General features: G+C 55.0%; 14 protein-coding genes and 1 riboswitch. Of the genes, 8 read left to right on the top strand and 6 right to left on the bottom strand.

All coding sequences use genetic code 11. The annotated features are described in order from the left end of the window. The first annotated feature begins 26 nt into the window (after nt 1-26). Entirely contained in the window at nt 27-1,301 is a 1,275-nt protein-coding gene (locus ACR0L9_RS09330; RefSeq protein WP_480895482.1) for a hypothetical protein, read from the top strand. A 310-nt stretch (nt 1,302-1,611) separates the two neighbouring features. On the opposite strand, the gene ACR0L9_RS09325 is transcribed toward ACR0L9_RS09330, so the two are convergent. After that, nucleotides 1,612-3,093 carry an aminotransferase-like domain-containing protein gene (locus ACR0L9_RS09325; RefSeq protein WP_170562173.1) on the bottom strand — a complete coding sequence of 494 codons (1,482 nt, stop codon included), beginning with the start codon at nt 3,091-3,093 and terminating at the stop codon, nt 1,612-1,614. 615 nt (nt 3,094-3,708) lie between these two features. On the opposite strand from ACR0L9_RS09325, the gene ACR0L9_RS09320 reads away from it, so the two are divergent. From ACR0L9_RS09320 to ACR0L9_RS09305, 4 genes are all read left to right on the top strand, one after another. Further along, nucleotides 3,709-4,209, top strand: coding sequence for a TRAP transporter small permease subunit (locus tag ACR0L9_RS09320; protein WP_170393772.1), 501 nt, complete (start codon nt 3,709-3,711; stop codon nt 4,207-4,209). A 68-nt stretch (nt 4,210-4,277) separates the two neighbouring features. Further along, nucleotides 4,278-5,327 carry a TRAP transporter substrate-binding protein gene (locus ACR0L9_RS09315; RefSeq protein WP_170393770.1) on the top strand — a complete coding sequence of 350 codons (1,050 nt, stop codon included), beginning with the start codon at nt 4,278-4,280 and terminating at the stop codon, nt 5,325-5,327. 160 nt (nt 5,328-5,487) lie between these two features. After that, nucleotides 5,488-6,795 (top strand): TRAP transporter large permease, encoded by a 1,308-nt coding sequence (locus ACR0L9_RS09310; RefSeq protein WP_170393768.1) that lies wholly within the window; start codon nt 5,488-5,490, stop codon nt 6,793-6,795. Nucleotides 6,796-6,808: 13 nt separating this feature from the next. After that, nucleotides 6,809-7,219, top strand: coding sequence for a universal stress protein (locus tag ACR0L9_RS09305; RefSeq protein WP_170393765.1), 411 nt, complete (start codon nt 6,809-6,811; stop codon nt 7,217-7,219). A gap of 70 nt (nt 7,220-7,289) precedes the next feature. Here ACR0L9_RS09305 and ACR0L9_RS09300 read toward each other — a convergent pair whose 3' ends face one another. Beyond that, entirely contained in the window at nt 7,290-7,589 is a 300-nt protein-coding gene (locus ACR0L9_RS09300) for a CcdB family protein (RefSeq protein WP_170393763.1), read from the bottom strand. Further along, on the bottom strand, nt 7,589-7,819 hold the full coding sequence (locus ACR0L9_RS09295) for a type II toxin-antitoxin system CcdA family antitoxin (protein WP_170393761.1): 231 nt from the start codon (nt 7,817-7,819) through the stop codon (nt 7,589-7,591). Before ACR0L9_RS09295 ends, ACR0L9_RS09300 begins: the two co-directional genes overlap by 1 nt. A 179-nt stretch (nt 7,820-7,998) precedes the next feature. Next, nucleotides 7,999-8,104: riboswitch (TPP riboswitch) on the top strand. Between the two features lie 32 nt (nt 8,105-8,136). Between ACR0L9_RS09295 and thiB the strand changes: the two genes are divergently transcribed. The 3 genes from thiB to ACR0L9_RS09280 are packed head-to-tail and all read left to right on the top strand — an operon-like array spanning nt 8,137 to nt 11,319. Continuing rightward, on the top strand, nt 8,137-9,117 hold the full coding sequence (thiB, locus tag ACR0L9_RS09290) for a thiamine ABC transporter substrate binding subunit (RefSeq protein WP_170562176.1): 981 nt from the start codon (nt 8,137-8,139) through the stop codon (nt 9,115-9,117). Continuing rightward, nucleotides 9,093-10,640, top strand: coding sequence for a thiamine/thiamine pyrophosphate ABC transporter permease ThiP (locus ACR0L9_RS09285; RefSeq protein WP_480895481.1), 1,548 nt, complete (start codon nt 9,093-9,095; stop codon nt 10,638-10,640). Before thiB ends, ACR0L9_RS09285 begins: the two co-directional genes overlap by 25 nt. Then, nucleotides 10,627-11,319, top strand: coding sequence for a thiamine ABC transporter ATP-binding protein (locus tag ACR0L9_RS09280; RefSeq protein ID WP_480613968.1), 693 nt, complete (start codon nt 10,627-10,629; stop codon nt 11,317-11,319). Before ACR0L9_RS09285 ends, ACR0L9_RS09280 begins: the two co-directional genes overlap by 14 nt. Here ACR0L9_RS09280 and ACR0L9_RS09275 read toward each other — a convergent pair. From ACR0L9_RS09275 to ACR0L9_RS09265, 3 genes are read right to left on the bottom strand one after another with little or no spacing between them, the layout of a single operon-like run. Further along, nucleotides 11,307-11,825 (bottom strand): putative molybdenum carrier protein, encoded by a 519-nt coding sequence (locus ACR0L9_RS09275; RefSeq protein ID WP_170818370.1) that lies wholly within the window; start codon nt 11,823-11,825, stop codon nt 11,307-11,309. The two genes, ACR0L9_RS09280 and ACR0L9_RS09275, sit on opposite strands and share 13 nt — an antisense overlap. Further along, on the bottom strand, nt 11,822-12,754 hold the full coding sequence (locus ACR0L9_RS09270) for a 4-hydroxyproline epimerase (protein WP_480895480.1): 933 nt from the start codon (nt 12,752-12,754) through the stop codon (nt 11,822-11,824). Before ACR0L9_RS09270 ends, ACR0L9_RS09275 begins: the two co-directional genes overlap by 4 nt. After that, complete coding sequence (locus ACR0L9_RS09265) at nt 12,745-13,704, bottom strand: dihydrodipicolinate synthase family protein (RefSeq protein ID WP_170422500.1); 960 nt, start codon at nt 13,702-13,704, stop codon at nt 12,745-12,747. Before ACR0L9_RS09265 ends, ACR0L9_RS09270 begins: the two co-directional genes overlap by 10 nt. Nucleotides 13,705-13,742 lie beyond the last annotated feature (38 nt).

Below are 13,742 nucleotides of genomic sequence, written 5' to 3'. Positions count from 1 at the left end.
GACATGAGTAGATTACGGAGGCTGCTATGCCCTCGACCCATCAGCCAAGGATTTTCAACACAATAAACCTTACGGATTTCGATACTAACGGCCAAACCTCTACTGTGGGCGAGCCGACAGTTTCCAGCAACGGAGGTCAGATTCTGGCCACTGGCAACTGGTATGCAAGTCGGTCACTGGACGGCGGCCAAAGCTGGTCTCACATGAGTCCTTTCACGTTGTTCCCACCTGTTGACGGGGGGTTTTGCTGTGACCAGACCACGATTTACGACCCAAGCCGGGATCTGCTTATCTGGCTGCTTCAATATATCGAACAGGGGGGCACCAACACACTGCGGGTTGCGGTCAAACAAGGGCGCACCTTGGGGAACGACACATGGAACATTTGGGATTTCACCCCCACCGGGCTTGATCCCGCGTGGAACAATGAGTGGTTCGACTATAATCACGTTTCGTTGTCCGAAAACTATATGTATGCGGGCACCAATGTGTTCTCGGCCGGGGCTAACCAGTTTACCCGCTCGGTCATTCTGCGGATTTCACTGGACGAACTGGCGACCGCGGCAACGCTATCATTCGACATATTCGAAACAGAAGACAACTTCTCTCTGCGCTGCGTACAAGGCGCACGCGGCGCGATGTACTTTGCCAGCCACAACACGAACTCGCAGATCCGCGTATTCAGATGGGCCGAGAACGCCTCGGACGTAGATGAATTCGACATCGATGTCACGCCTTGGTCCGCAGGCAATTATTCCGCGCAGACCACCGGTGGCGACTGGATGTCGCGCACTGATCCACGCATTATGGCTGGTTGGCTGGGACGCGGCGTTCTGGGCTTTATGTGGACAGCTAATCGTCAGACCAACAGGCCACTCCCTTTCGTCAGGACCGTCCGCATTGACGAAACAACCATGTCATTGATTGACGAACCGGATATCTGGAACAGTCAGATCGCGTTCGCCTACCCCTCAACAGCTGTAAACCGGGTTGGTGATGTAGGGCTTTCGGTCTTTGCGGGTGGTGGGAATTTGCATCCGAGCCATGTTGTTGGCTCATACGACGATATCGATCTGACTTGGCGGCTGGCCCTCGCTCGACGGGGCACAGACACTCCGGGTCTGGGAAAATGGGGCGACTACACCAACTGTGCCGAGGTTGCCGATGATGGCTTCACCTGGCTGGCAGCCGGGTACACGCTGCAGGGCGGGAACACCCAAACTGACATCGAACCAACCATGACCTGGTTCGCACAGCAGCGCTATGACGCACCACGTCGCCATCCACCCGTTATCGTCTAAAATATTATAACCATCTATAATTCAGGGATCTACATCATGCACAGAGCGATTAAATCACAAGGCGTAAAGTCATTCTTGCGGCAGGAAGCACCTTGGCTACTTATCGCCTTTGTTATTGCTGACCTTTTCTACAAATGGGGGTCATTCGCCCTGGAATGCGTCGGCTTTCTGCTGACTTGGTACGTCCTGAGCCTTCTAGCCAGCCTGGTATCACGTATGCTGTGGGGGGAAAACTCAGCTGTCGGAGATTGAACCATCGATCAATCTTTTTAAGCTTGCGGACTGTTGGTTTGCATCCCGCCCTGGGACATTACGAATTTGTTGCGCGTAGGTCTGAAATCACTTCGGACAACAGCTCAATCCCTTTTCGGATAGAACCGGGTTGGATTGACGAGACGCCAAGACGAAAGTGGTATCTCCCTGCGGTTTTATTTGAAAAACAGGGCCCGATCGGCTCCACAATAACACCGCGTTTTAGGGCGGCTTGACATATCGTCATGGCATCCAATCGGGCCTCGGGATCAGAAAGCACAAAAACCGTTCCGCCAAATTCGCCCGTTTTCAGGAAATGGGGTAGCTTTTCACGGATCGTCGTATCAGCCAGATGCCAGCGCAGCTCATAATTCTGACGAACCCTGCGCAACAAGCCATCATAGTACCCCAAGTTAATAAACGCGGCAGCAGTGTGCTGAAGAATCATCGGCGGATGGCGCATCATCATTCCCCGGCAATCGCGCGCGGCGTCAATAAATTCTGGCGCAGCCGCCAGATACCCCAGGCGCAATCCTGGTGAAAGACCTTTGGAAAGGCTGCCCAAATAGATCAGTCGATCCGTGTCATCCAGACTGCGCAGCGGCAGCAAAGTAGAATGCCGGTAATCCACATCGCATTCGTAATCGTCTTCGACTATGTAAAAATCATACTCTTCAGCGGCCTGCAGCAAGGCCTTGCGGCGGCGCTCGGACATCGTAACAGTGGTTGGGTGCTGGCGATTGGGGGTTACGAATACCAGGTCAGCCTCGCGCAGACGTTCATCGACGATCAGACCCTCGCTATCAATGGGTTGAAACCTTACATTCCCAAAATTTGCCTGAAGGATCTTGCGTGCATCCGGATATCCCGGATCCTCCATAACCGCAGTTTTATCGCGCCCGCCGAACAACAGGCTGGTGATAAATAACCCGTTTTGCGAACCCAATGTGATCAGGATTGAATCGCTGGGTTCAAAAATACCGCGACGGGGCAGGATGCGCTGCCGGACCTGCTCGATAAGTTCAAAGCAATCCTCGTACAGCCCGTCCGCAGACCAGATTTTCAGGTGCTTTCGATTCATGGCCAACCGAGTGCATTCGCGCCAATCCGCAACTGGGAATGCGCCATCATCGATTTGGTTGCACACAAACGGATAGTCGTACTTGTACCAGTCATTCGGGCGCTGGATGGTTTCGATCTCTTCGGTGCGGCGCAGTTTGTTCAGTTTCTGGCCAATCGATGTGCGCTGTCTGGTGTTGGTTCGCCCAATCGCATCACCGTCCGTGCGAATCCCCACGTCAGAGCAGACATAATAACCCGAGCGGGGCCGGGCCTCGATCAGTTGCTCTTCTTCAAGCTTTCGATAAGCCGCGACGACCGTATTGATCGAAACATCGAGATCCCGCGCCAACCCCCGACATGAGGCAAGCTTTAGTCCAGACGGCATCAAACCTTCAAAAATGAGTCGTGAAATCTGCGAGACGATCTGATCTCGCAAACCGCTGGACTGAGATTTGTCGATGCTCAACCGTTGTGTCATGTCCTGTCAGGCTCTAGTCGCAAATTCTGCGACGCGATTTGCAAACTGTATCCATGTTTTCAAGTGCTCCATGCAAAGTGGAAACGACGCCAAATTCCCAAATTCTGTGCTGGCAATGCTGAAAGCAATAGCGCTCTTACTAAAAGCGGGTTGATGATAACTCAAAAAAGAGGCTTCAGCCAACGCTATGTTTTTAAATACTTATACCGACCTGAGATGTGCTTAAGCAACCTGCGCTGCCATTGTTGAACTTGTAACATCTTAACGCTCGGGACTGAATCGCGGCATCGAACAGTCACTTGGCGCGATGAAATCTGTACCCATTATTACAAACAACTGTATCTTTCTCAGTCGAACTCCTTCGCGTTTGCTGTAGCGATCCGGGAAGTTCCATGTCGAAATTAGGGATCACCCGGGCCGTTCGATGCGACTAGGGAGGGAGACCGTTCGCATGGTTTTGCAGGAGTGGGATATGCGTCGACTCTGTGAACAGCGATTCAGCAAACGTTTCTCTGATGTCCGTCCGGACCCCGACGCGAAGGGTCAAGTACATCAATTCAGCGCACAGATTTCTTGAGGGAGAACCAGATCCATGAAAAACACAACGAGGTTGGCATGCTGATGCGCGGTCTGGAAAAGCTGACAAGCGCAATCTCAGAAGTCATGGGCCGCATCGGCTGGTTTCTCATCTTGTATTGCATGGCGTTTGGCGTGTCGGACGTATTCATGCGCTATGTACTGAACGCGCCCTCCCAGTGGATCGGCACCACATTGCAAGCTGCGATGGTGTTGTTGGCCTGCACCGGCGGCGTCTATGCGTTGCAGCATGACAGTTTCGTCAAACTCGACCTGTTTTATGCAAACGCCAGCAAGCGGTCAAAGGCGATTTTGGATGTCCTGACGGCACCGATTGCAATCCTGTTTCTGGTCGCATTGATCTGGAAGGGTTACGAAGCCGCATCGCTGTCTCTGATGCTTAATCAGAAGACCCCCACATCCATTCCGATCCCGATTTATCCGATCAAATTTGCGATCCCACTCAGCGGAGCAATGGTTCTCTTGGTGGTCCTGAAACACTTGCTCCGCGACCTGCAAACGATCTTCGGGCGCAGTTAGGCACGCTGGCCTGGGCGCCTGCAAATACAAACGAAAATAGACTGATCCACTAACGAGGAGGAATAAACATGAAACCAAACAGGTTTGTGCACACAACCATGTGGGCAGGCGCCATAGCCGTGACCGCAAGCATTGCCGTCGCACAAGATGGGCCGCCGGATGAAGTAACCGAGTGGACCTTCCAGCCCGCATTTGACCAGACCGATGCCGGCTGGGACAATGGCCTGATCCCTTGGGTTGAAGCAGTTGAAAAAGCGACTGAAGGCACGGTCAAAATCCGTGTTGAGCCCGCAGGGGCGCTGGTCAGTGGTGCAGAGGCCTTTGGCGCAGCGGCTGCTGGTCTGACCGATGGCTACGCGGGCTGGGGTTCAGTCTATGGTGGCGACATGCCCGAAGGCATGCTGGCGTTTGGCATGGCCATGGGCGCCGACAACACCGAAGAAGCGTGGGAAGTGATGTGGGGCAACCCCGACTACCGCGTTGGTGACATCGTGCAAGAGGCCGCCAACGCGCGGAACCTGCAGTGGGCAGGCTGGACCAACCAGGGACCGAACGCAATGTTCACCAAGTTCCGTGTCGAAAAACTGGAAGATCTGGAAGGCCGCAAGATGCGCGCCGGTGGACCCCAGGCCATCTTCCACTCGACCATGGGCGGCGCGCCGGTCTCGATGAACGGTGGTGAGATTTACACCGCAATCAAACTGGGCACCATCGAAGGCACCTACTGGGATACAGGCGGCATCGATGACATGTCGTTCCAGGAAGTTATCGACTATGCGATCATGCCCGGCTGGAACCCTGCTCAGCACCAGGAGATCTTCATCAACCTGCAGAGCTGGAACGCCCTGACCGACTGGCAGCGCGAAAAGATCAACGGAGTTTTTGAAGAAACCTATTTCGAAACCAGCCGCATGCATGCGGAAGGTGTCGAAGAAGCGCTTCAAATCCTGCGCGATGCCGGTGGTGAAGTAATCGAGCTGAGCGATGAAGAAGTTGCTCGTATGCGCGAGAAATCCATTGCCGAAGTGTGGCCGCAGGTTGCAGCCGCATCCGAGGGCAACGCCAAAGGCGTGGAAATCTTCAAGAGGTTCCTGGAAGACAAGGCGAACGCGCAATAATCCCGCGCAATGTCATCTTTCCAATATAGCTAAAACTCCTTCGCTGGCCCGATCGTCGGGCCAGCGGACCAGACGGGCGCATGTCAGTGTTAAAAGCACTGCTGACACACAACCCGGCAAAGACCGCGCGAACGGCCACTAGGTAGGGAAACTAAAGATCATGAGCCTCGAACTAATTACAGCGCTGTATTTCTTAATACTGTTTGGGATCCTTTTCATGGGGCTGCCGGTTGCGTTCGGCTTGGGTGGAACAGCGGTTCTATTTGCCCTGGTTTTCGAACCTCGCGCGCTGTTGTCCGTACCCAGTGCATTCTATTCAACGCCTTGGAATTCGGTACTGGTCACAGTGCCATTGTTCCTGTTCATGGGCTCACTCATAAGATTTTCGGGGATAGCCGAAACGGCCTATGACGCCGTTTACAAGCTGATCGGCCACATTCATGGTGGTCTCGCGATGGGTACAGTTCAGGTCTGTACTGTTTTTGCCGCAATCACCGGCATCACACCGCCGGCGACCACCACGATGGGTCAGATCGCCTATCCTTCGATGATGCGCTACAAATATGATCGCCGTATCGCGATCGGTTGTATCGCGGCAGGCGGTGCATTGGGTGCGCTGATCCCACCAAGCGTTCCGTTCATCTTCTATGGATTGCTGGCCAAGGTTTCGATCGGTGACCTGTTCATGGCGGGGTTGCTGCCCGGCCTGATGCTGGCCACGTTCTACACGATCTACATCGGCGTACGTTGTAAAATCCAGCCCGAGCTGGGCCCCGCCCTGCCCGCTGATCAGAAATTCACCCGCACCGAAAAACTGACCGCCGTTCTCAGCATCTGGCCGTTTGCCTTACTCATCATCATCGTTCTGGGCGTCATCTGGGGCGGTATCGCAACACCGGCGGAAGCTGCCGCATTTGGTGCCGCAGGCGCCTTTGTCATCAACCTGATCTACGGCAAACTGACCTGGGAGGTGCTGAGGGAATCGTTGGTGTCCACCTTGAAGCTCAGCGGTATGGGGCTTTGGATTCTGATTGGTGCCACCGTCTATCTTAATGTGTTCAACACGCTTGGCAGCCAGGACCTGCTGACCAATCTGGTTCTTTCCATGCCCGGCGGTGCAACCGGCATCCTGCTGATGATGATGCTGATCATCCTCGTCCTGGGTATGGTGATGGATGATTGGGCCATCATCATGCTGTGCACACCACTGTTCATCCCGATTATCGACGAATTGGGGATCGACAAGCTGTGGTTTGGCGCGCTGTTCATCGTGAACATCCAAATCGCTTACCTGACACCTCCGTTCGGTTTTGTGCTGTTCTGGATCAAAGGGGTTCTGCCCAAAGATGTCAGCATGGGGGATGTCTACAATTCGGTTGGCCCGTTTGTGGCACTCCAGTTCGTTGGCCTGACCCTGATCTTCATCTTCCCGCAGATCGCCACCTGGTTGCCCAACATCCTGAAATAATCCGGAGGTACAGATGTATAACCATATCCTCGTTCCAGTCGCCCCTGATCACATCAACGACTGTGCCAAATCTCTGGATGCAGCAAGCCGCTTGCTGTCGGATGGCGGGACAGTATCGGTGCTGTCCGTTCTCGAAGAACTACCTTCGTATATCGGGTCGTACTTTCCACCCGAGCAGGTTCAGAAAAGCGTTTCTGATTTTGAGGACAAACTGAACGCATCGATGGAGTCTCCGAAGATCGGCACTCATGTTGTTACAGGTCATCCAACAAATTCCATTCTGGATTGGGCCGAAGAACACAAAGTGGACTGCATAGTGGTGGCGTCACACCAACCGGGCCTTTCGGACTATCTGATCGGTTCAACGGCTGCACGTGTGGTCCGTCATGCACATTGCAGTGTCGTGGTACTGCGCGACAAGTAGAGCAGAAGCATAACACCTTACAGGTGTTATGCGCGCAAAGTGGCTGGCCAATGAGGCCAGCTATTGTCGTTCAGAACCCTTGCATCAGCATGTCTACAGCCACGGTGATCTGCTCGAAATCATCTTTCAGATGACCCACTGGTGATTTGAGGAGTCCCACAGGAACAGCAGCCATGAACTGGGTCACCATTACAACCAGCTCACCATCTATCAGGAACTCAGGGTTGAGGCGGGTCGCTGGTTTCGGCGCATGTGCTTTTGGCAAAAGCGGCACCACTATGCGGGTATTCAGATCGCTCAGAAGATCGGTTTGCACATCCAGAAGATAGCCATCGCCGGAGGGGTTGGGGAATACATCGTATTTCGGCATCAGAACTGACGAAAGCGGTCCAAGGGCAACCCGTGCCGTTCAACATACGAGTTTGAGCTTTGCAGTGCCTCCGCGTTTTCGGCCCTCCACTGTGCTGCCTTCGCAGCGGTAACGGCGGCACGCACTCCTTCTTCGGCGGCACGCGACAGGTTCACGTTCAGCGCTCTGGCCTCGGTGAGCAAAGCGCTATCAAGTGATAGATTGGTCGGTTTGCGTGGTTGAGCGTTCATTCTGTCTTGGCCTCCATGTGCCTGAGAATATCAATATACTATATGCGCGTCAAATATGCGCATATCACCTAAAGGACTTCTCTGGCATCGTGGCTCGTTCTTATGGTATTTCATTCAATGCTCATTGAACGAGAACCTAACGATTTCGGTTGAAATCGTCCTCTCATCCCCCTAATCACGACCCTACCTCGGGGTGCGCTAAAGACCGCGCTGAGATGCCAATTGGCAAACCCGTTGAACCTGAACCGGCTAGAACCGGCGGAGGGAAAGGTACAGGTTTCATCCATCCTTACCCTCTCGCCGCATTGGAGGATGATATGAAACATCTGGCAATTGCTGCGGGAATACTGACTGCGACTTCGGCTGTGGCAGCCGATAAGCCCACGTTGACCGTATATACTTACGACAGCTTCGTTTCGGACTGGGGCCCCGGCCCGAAGGTCGAAGAGGCGTTTGAAGCGCAATGCGAATGCGACCTGAACCTTGTCGGCGTCGAAGATGGCGCGGCACTGCTGTCACGCATCCGGCTGGAAGGCGAAAACAGCGACGCCGATATTGTATTGGGTTTGGATACCAACTTGATATCGGCAGCTAAAGAAACCGGCCTGTTTGCACCTCATTCAGTCACTGCCGAGTATGCTCTGCCCATCGAGTGGACCGACACAGTTTTTGCCCCCTACGACTGGGGTTACTTTGCATTTGTTCACAATGCAGATTTTGCCGCTCCTAACAGCTTCCGCGAGTTGGCAGATAGTGACATCAAGATCATCATTCAGGATCCGCGTTCATCGACGCCGGGGCTGGGTCTTCTGCTGTGGGTCAAGGCCGCGTATGGCGATGAAGCCCAAGAAATCTGGGCTGACCTTGCTGACAATATCGTGACGGTTACCAAGGGCTGGTCCGAGTCATATGGCTTGTTCCTTGAAGGTGAGGCCGACATGGTTCTAAGCTATACGACCTCGCCAGCCTATCACCTGATTGCCGAGGAAGATGCCAGCAAAGCAGCAGCAGCCTTTGACGAAGGCCATTATATGCAGGTCGAGGTTGCGGCCAAGCTAGCCAATTCCGATCAGCCCGAGCTGGCAGATCAGTTTCTGAACTTCATGGTGTCTGACGCGTTTCAGACGATCATTCCAACAACCAACTGGATGTACCCGGCCGTAACTCCATCTTCCGGTCTGCCCGAAGGTTTTGAAACTCTAACGATCCCTCAGAAGTCTCTGCTGTTTGATCAGGACCAAGCCGCCATCGCGCGGGAACAGGCGCTTTCGGAATGGCTGGGCGCACTCAGCCAGTAAACCCGCTTCCTGGTGTCAGTGCTGCAGCGATCGTTGCCGCGCTGATATTGGGCACACTGTTCATGGTGGCGGTGCGCGCTGATTCTGGCGGTGGGTTTGGTCCAGCCGACTGGGCAGCCTTACGCTTCACCCTGTTGCAAGCAACACTCTCTGCAGTGTTCAGCGCTGGACTGGCTATTCCGGTCGCCCGCGCGCTGGCGCGCCGCCGGTTTACTGGTAGGCGCGTCCTGATCACGCTGTTGGGTGCACCTTTCATCCTGCCGGTCATCGTCGCCATCTTGGGATTGCTTCAGGTCTTTGGCCGGGCAGGATGGATCTCGGACGCGTTGGGCTATTTCGGTCTACCGCCCATTCGAATCTATGGGCTGCACGGTGTCGTTCTGGCCCACGTATTTTTTAATCTACCTCTGGCAACACGCCTGATCTTGCAGGGTTGGCAGGAGATCCCTGCCGAGCGTTTCCGGCTAGCGGCCCAACTTGGGTGCGAAGGAATGGCAATGTTCCGTTTGATCGAATTGCCAATGCTTCGCCGCATTCTGCCCGGAGTGCTGGCCGTGATCTTCGCCATTTGCCTGACCAGTTTTGCGGTTGCCCTGACGCTGGGTGGAGGGCCGCGCGCCACCACGATTGAACTCGCGATCTATCAGGCCTTTACATATGATTTTGACTTAGGGCGCGCCGCCTTATTATCCGCTTTGCAACTTGTCCTGACTGCAGCGGCTGCGTTGGCAGCCTTAAAGTTCTCGCGCGGCGACGGGTTCGGTACCGGCCTGAATCGTGAGATCCGGCGCTGGGATGGCCGAGGACCGCTGCTGGATGCGTTTTGGATTATCACCGCCGCCGCGTTCCTGCTGCTACCTCTGGCATCCGTCACGATTTCGGGTATCGCTGGGCTGTTTGAGATGCCGGTTTTGGTGTTCCGTGCCGCTATAATTTCAATCTGTGTTGCCGCCGCCAGTACCATGCTCCTATTACTGCTGGCACTGCCCATGGCGACAGCCGTCGCGACAGGCCGGTTCGGCATCGTCGAACTTGGCGGACTTCTTGGCCTCGCCGCCTCGCCCTTGGTCATTGGTACGGGTCTCTTTATTCTGATCCGCCCGCTGGCCAATCCTACAACTCTTGCGTTGCCGGTAACCGCGCTTGTGAACGCGGTCATGGCCTTGCCCTTCGCCCTTCGAATTTTGGTTCCCGCAGCGCGCGATGTGTTGGAACGGCACGGGCGGTTGGCACTGGCCCTGAACATGAACAACTGGTCCTTTTTCTTGCGTGTCATGCTTCCACGCCTGCGCCCCCAGATCGGTTTTGCCGCGGGCCTGACGGCGGCACTTTCCATGGGTGATCTGGGTGTGATCGCCCTGTTTGCAGATGCGCAGATCGCAACGCTGCCCCTGCAAATCTACCGCCTGATGGGCGCCTACCAGATGCAGGCCGCAGCAGGAGGCGCGCTGCTGCTGCTTATACTATCGATGGGTGCTTTCTGGGTTCTGGATCGAGGGGGTCGCTGGCATGCTGAAGCTTGACAATTGCATCATTGCAACTGGCAATTTCCAATTAAGCGCTGACTTTGAGGTCAAGGCCGGATCCAGCGTTGCGATCATCGGTCCGTCGGGGGCAGGAAAATCAACTCTTCTTGAAACTATCGCGGGTTTTCGAGACCTGAGAAGTGGGCACATCCAATGGAAGGATCATGACCTATCGACATTACCACCAGGCAGTCGACCGATCGCAATGCTGTTTCAAGACGGAAACCTGTTTCCTCACCTGAGCGCCGAACAGAATGTCGCCCTGGGCCTAAGGCCCAATGGAGGTTTGACCGCAGACGACCAACACCACATTCAATCGGCCCTCGGCCGCGTTGGCCTGCAGGGAATGGCGGCCAGAAAGCCCGCCGAATTGTCAGGTGGTCAGCAAAGCCGCGTGGCGCTGGCGAGGATACTTGTGCAAAAGCGTCAGGTGTTATTGCTCGACGAACCTTTTGCAGCGCTCGGGCCTGCCCTGAAAACTGAGATGCTCGATCTGGTCGCTGAATTAGTCGCCGAGACCAAAACCACACTGCTTATGGTCAGCCACGACCCACGGGATGCGCTTCGGATAACCGACCAAACCGTATTGGTTGCGGATCAAATCGCACATCCACCTGCTGAGACCGAGACACTCTTCAACAATCCTCCGCCAGCGCTGCGCGATTACTTGGGCTGAATGAACTGATCCAGACAAGCGTCCAGCACCTCGTGCACACGCGGACCAATCTCGGGGGCCTCAGAAGCGCGCGGGCCTGCAATGTTCAGAACAGTTACAGGGATGGCGCTCAGCCAAGTCCGCATCTGTTGCGCGCAATCGGCCTTTCCTTTTCTTATATCCACCACCAGATGCGGTTTTTCAGCATCAACTGCAAACTCAACCGTTTTCCGCGTGCCGGGACTGTCTGATCCGTCGATAAAAACAAGCGTGGCGTCACTGGCAAAGACGTTGAGCCTTGTCCGTTCAGCGACATCTTCAGACTTCGTTTCAACAAGCCCGCTGAGATGCGCCGGAATCAACCCATCCTCATTCGTTCGACCCTTCGGCACCCAGCCGCCATAGGGGATGCCATTTGCACGGGCAAACTCCAATGCGGCAGTGTCTACGCCGGTTTGTCCACCTGATACGATTTTCTGAACACGACGCCCGAATGGGATTCCGTCTTGCTCGTCTCCCTGCGTCAACGCGCAATACCAAATTGAAACGGATCATTCTGCGCAAAGAAAAGCTTACCCTCTGCCATCACATGCGCCTGGCCAGTTAGCTGAGGGACAATGCCCCCGCCATGCCCCGGCTGATAGGACAGCCTGTACGAACTTCCGATGATGCTTTCCTGAACGATTTCTTCTCCAGCGGACAAGCGCCGACTAGCCGCGAGGCAGGCCAGCCGGGCCGAGCTGCCGGTGCCGCAAGGCGAACGGTCATAGTCATCGTCGGGGCACAGAACAAAGTTTCTGCTATGAATACCTGCATTCGGTGAGGTGCCCTGAAAGATCACATGATCAACCGGCTCGCCATTTTCGCCACCAACTTCTTGCGCAATGCAGGCTTCGCGAATTGCGATAGCCATGTCGGTCAGCGGGCGAATGTTCTCAGGCGCAACCGGGATCGGGCTTGGCTCGACAATGAAGAACCAATTGCCGCCATAAGCGACATCGCCGGTGACGGGGCCATACTCTGCAGTCTCGACCGTCACGGAATGATGTACGCGACGGCTTTCAATGTTGGTGACCTGCACGGTGTTGGCGTCCAGCAGATCAATCTTAACCTCACCTACCGGAGTTTCGATTCGGTGCGCGCCAACCTCGATCTGTCCAAGATGCGCCAATGTTACGCCCAACCCGATCGTCCCATGGCCGCACATGCCCAGTACCGCATCCGCGTCAAAGTAGATCACGCCCGCTTTGCATTCAGCACTGACCGGTTCGACAAGGAGCGCCCCGACCATGCCGGGCTGGCCGCGTGGCTCCAGTAGAACAGACTTGTAGAACCGCTCATGTTCCGTTGCCAGTCGCTTGGCGCGTTCAGCCAGTGATCCTGAACCCAGATCAGGCCCCCCGTCCAGAATGACCCGTGTGGGCATTCCACCGGTATGGCTGTCAATCACATGCATTCCGCAATGACCCCACCCTGACGAACCCAATCGGTAAACCACGACTTAAACAAATTGTACTGTTGCTCGCAGTAATTTCTCTGGGCGTCGGATAACACGTCGGTTTCATTGAAATGCAGGCGGTATTCTTCTTCGCCGTTCAGCACCAGCAGATGCTTGTAGTAAAGAACAAGATCCGTGCCTTCGTCAAAACTTGCCAGAACGCCAAATGCCTCGTCCAGTTCGCGCGCACGCAACCGTGCTTCGGCATGTCCCTCTGCTGCCTTTTTCGAAAGCGCCGCAAGCAACAATGCCTCTTTGGGCAGCGCCGTTCCTATCCCGGTGATCGATCCGGTGGCGCCGCAATTCACAAACCCATGGTAGACTTCAGTATCGACGCCTACCATCAAAGTGACCTGATCGTCCTGCGATGTAATATGTTCGGCGGCATAGCGCAGGTCGCTCTTGCCCCCGAACTCCTTAAAGCCAACCAAATTCGGATGCTCGGCCCGCAGTGCAAAAAACAAATCCGCACGAGTGGCAAACCCATAGACAGGGCTGTTGTAGATGATCGCAGGCACGTCCGGTGCCGCAGAAAGAATAGCCTTGAAATGGTTCTTTTGCGCGGCAACCGATGAGCCTCGTGACAGAACCCGAGGGATAACCATCAACCCTGCCGCGCCGACCTTCTGTGCATGTGCTGCGTGCGCCACAGCGGAATTCGAGTTGATGGCACCCGTCCCCACGACAACCGGCAAGCCAGCGTCGACCAGTCGTTCCACGCCCTCCATCCGTTGGGCATCCGTCAGAAGCGGCCAATCCCCCATCGAGCCACAATAGACGACAGCGGACATGCCGGCCGCGATCATCTCTTTGCCCTTTTTGACCAGCGCGTCAAAGTCAGGTGTCCTGTCGGCCTTACACGGCGTCATAAGGGCAGGCATAGTTCCAGTGAAAATAGTCCGGTCCATGAGATATCCGTTTGCTCAGGTTGGTATTGGTATTCTAC

The sequence above is a fragment of the Ruegeria sp. I3 genome (assembly GCF_056532525.1).
This window is presented reverse-complemented; position numbering and strand designations above follow the sequence as displayed.

What these genes read in the sequence shown, in the direction of transcription:
- ACR0L9_RS09330 (WP_480895482.1), top strand. Translation starts at nt 27, where the DNA reads ATGCCCTCGACCCATCAGCCAAGGATTTTCAACACAATAAACCTTACG.
- ACR0L9_RS09325 (WP_170562173.1), bottom strand. Translation starts at nt 3,093, where the DNA reads ATGACACAACGGTTGAGCATCGACAAATCTCAGTCCAGCGGTTTGCGA.
- ACR0L9_RS09320 (WP_170393772.1), top strand. Translation starts at nt 3,709, where the DNA reads ATGCTGATGCGCGGTCTGGAAAAGCTGACAAGCGCAATCTCAGAAGTC.
- ACR0L9_RS09315 (WP_170393770.1), top strand. Translation starts at nt 4,278, where the DNA reads ATGAAACCAAACAGGTTTGTGCACACAACCATGTGGGCAGGCGCCATA.
- ACR0L9_RS09310 (WP_170393768.1), top strand. Translation starts at nt 5,488, where the DNA reads ATGAGCCTCGAACTAATTACAGCGCTGTATTTCTTAATACTGTTTGGG.
- ACR0L9_RS09305 (WP_170393765.1), top strand. Translation starts at nt 6,809, where the DNA reads ATGTATAACCATATCCTCGTTCCAGTCGCCCCTGATCACATCAACGAC.
- ACR0L9_RS09300 (WP_170393763.1), bottom strand. Translation starts at nt 7,589, where the DNA reads ATGCCGAAATACGATGTATTCCCCAACCCCTCCGGCGATGGCTATCTT.
- ACR0L9_RS09295 (WP_170393761.1), bottom strand. Translation starts at nt 7,819, where the DNA reads ATGAACGCTCAACCACGCAAACCGACCAATCTATCACTTGATAGCGCT.
- thiB (WP_170562176.1), top strand. Translation starts at nt 8,137, where the DNA reads ATGAAACATCTGGCAATTGCTGCGGGAATACTGACTGCGACTTCGGCT.
- ACR0L9_RS09285 (WP_480895481.1), top strand. Translation starts at nt 9,093, where the DNA reads ATGGCTGGGCGCACTCAGCCAGTAAACCCGCTTCCTGGTGTCAGTGCT.
- ACR0L9_RS09280 (WP_480613968.1), top strand. Translation starts at nt 10,627, where the DNA reads ATGCTGAAGCTTGACAATTGCATCATTGCAACTGGCAATTTCCAATTA.
- ACR0L9_RS09270 (WP_480895480.1), bottom strand. Translation starts at nt 12,754, where the DNA reads ATGCATGTGATTGACAGCCATACCGGTGGAATGCCCACACGGGTCATT.
- ACR0L9_RS09265 (WP_170422500.1), bottom strand. Translation starts at nt 13,704, where the DNA reads ATGGACCGGACTATTTTCACTGGAACTATGCCTGCCCTTATGACGCCG.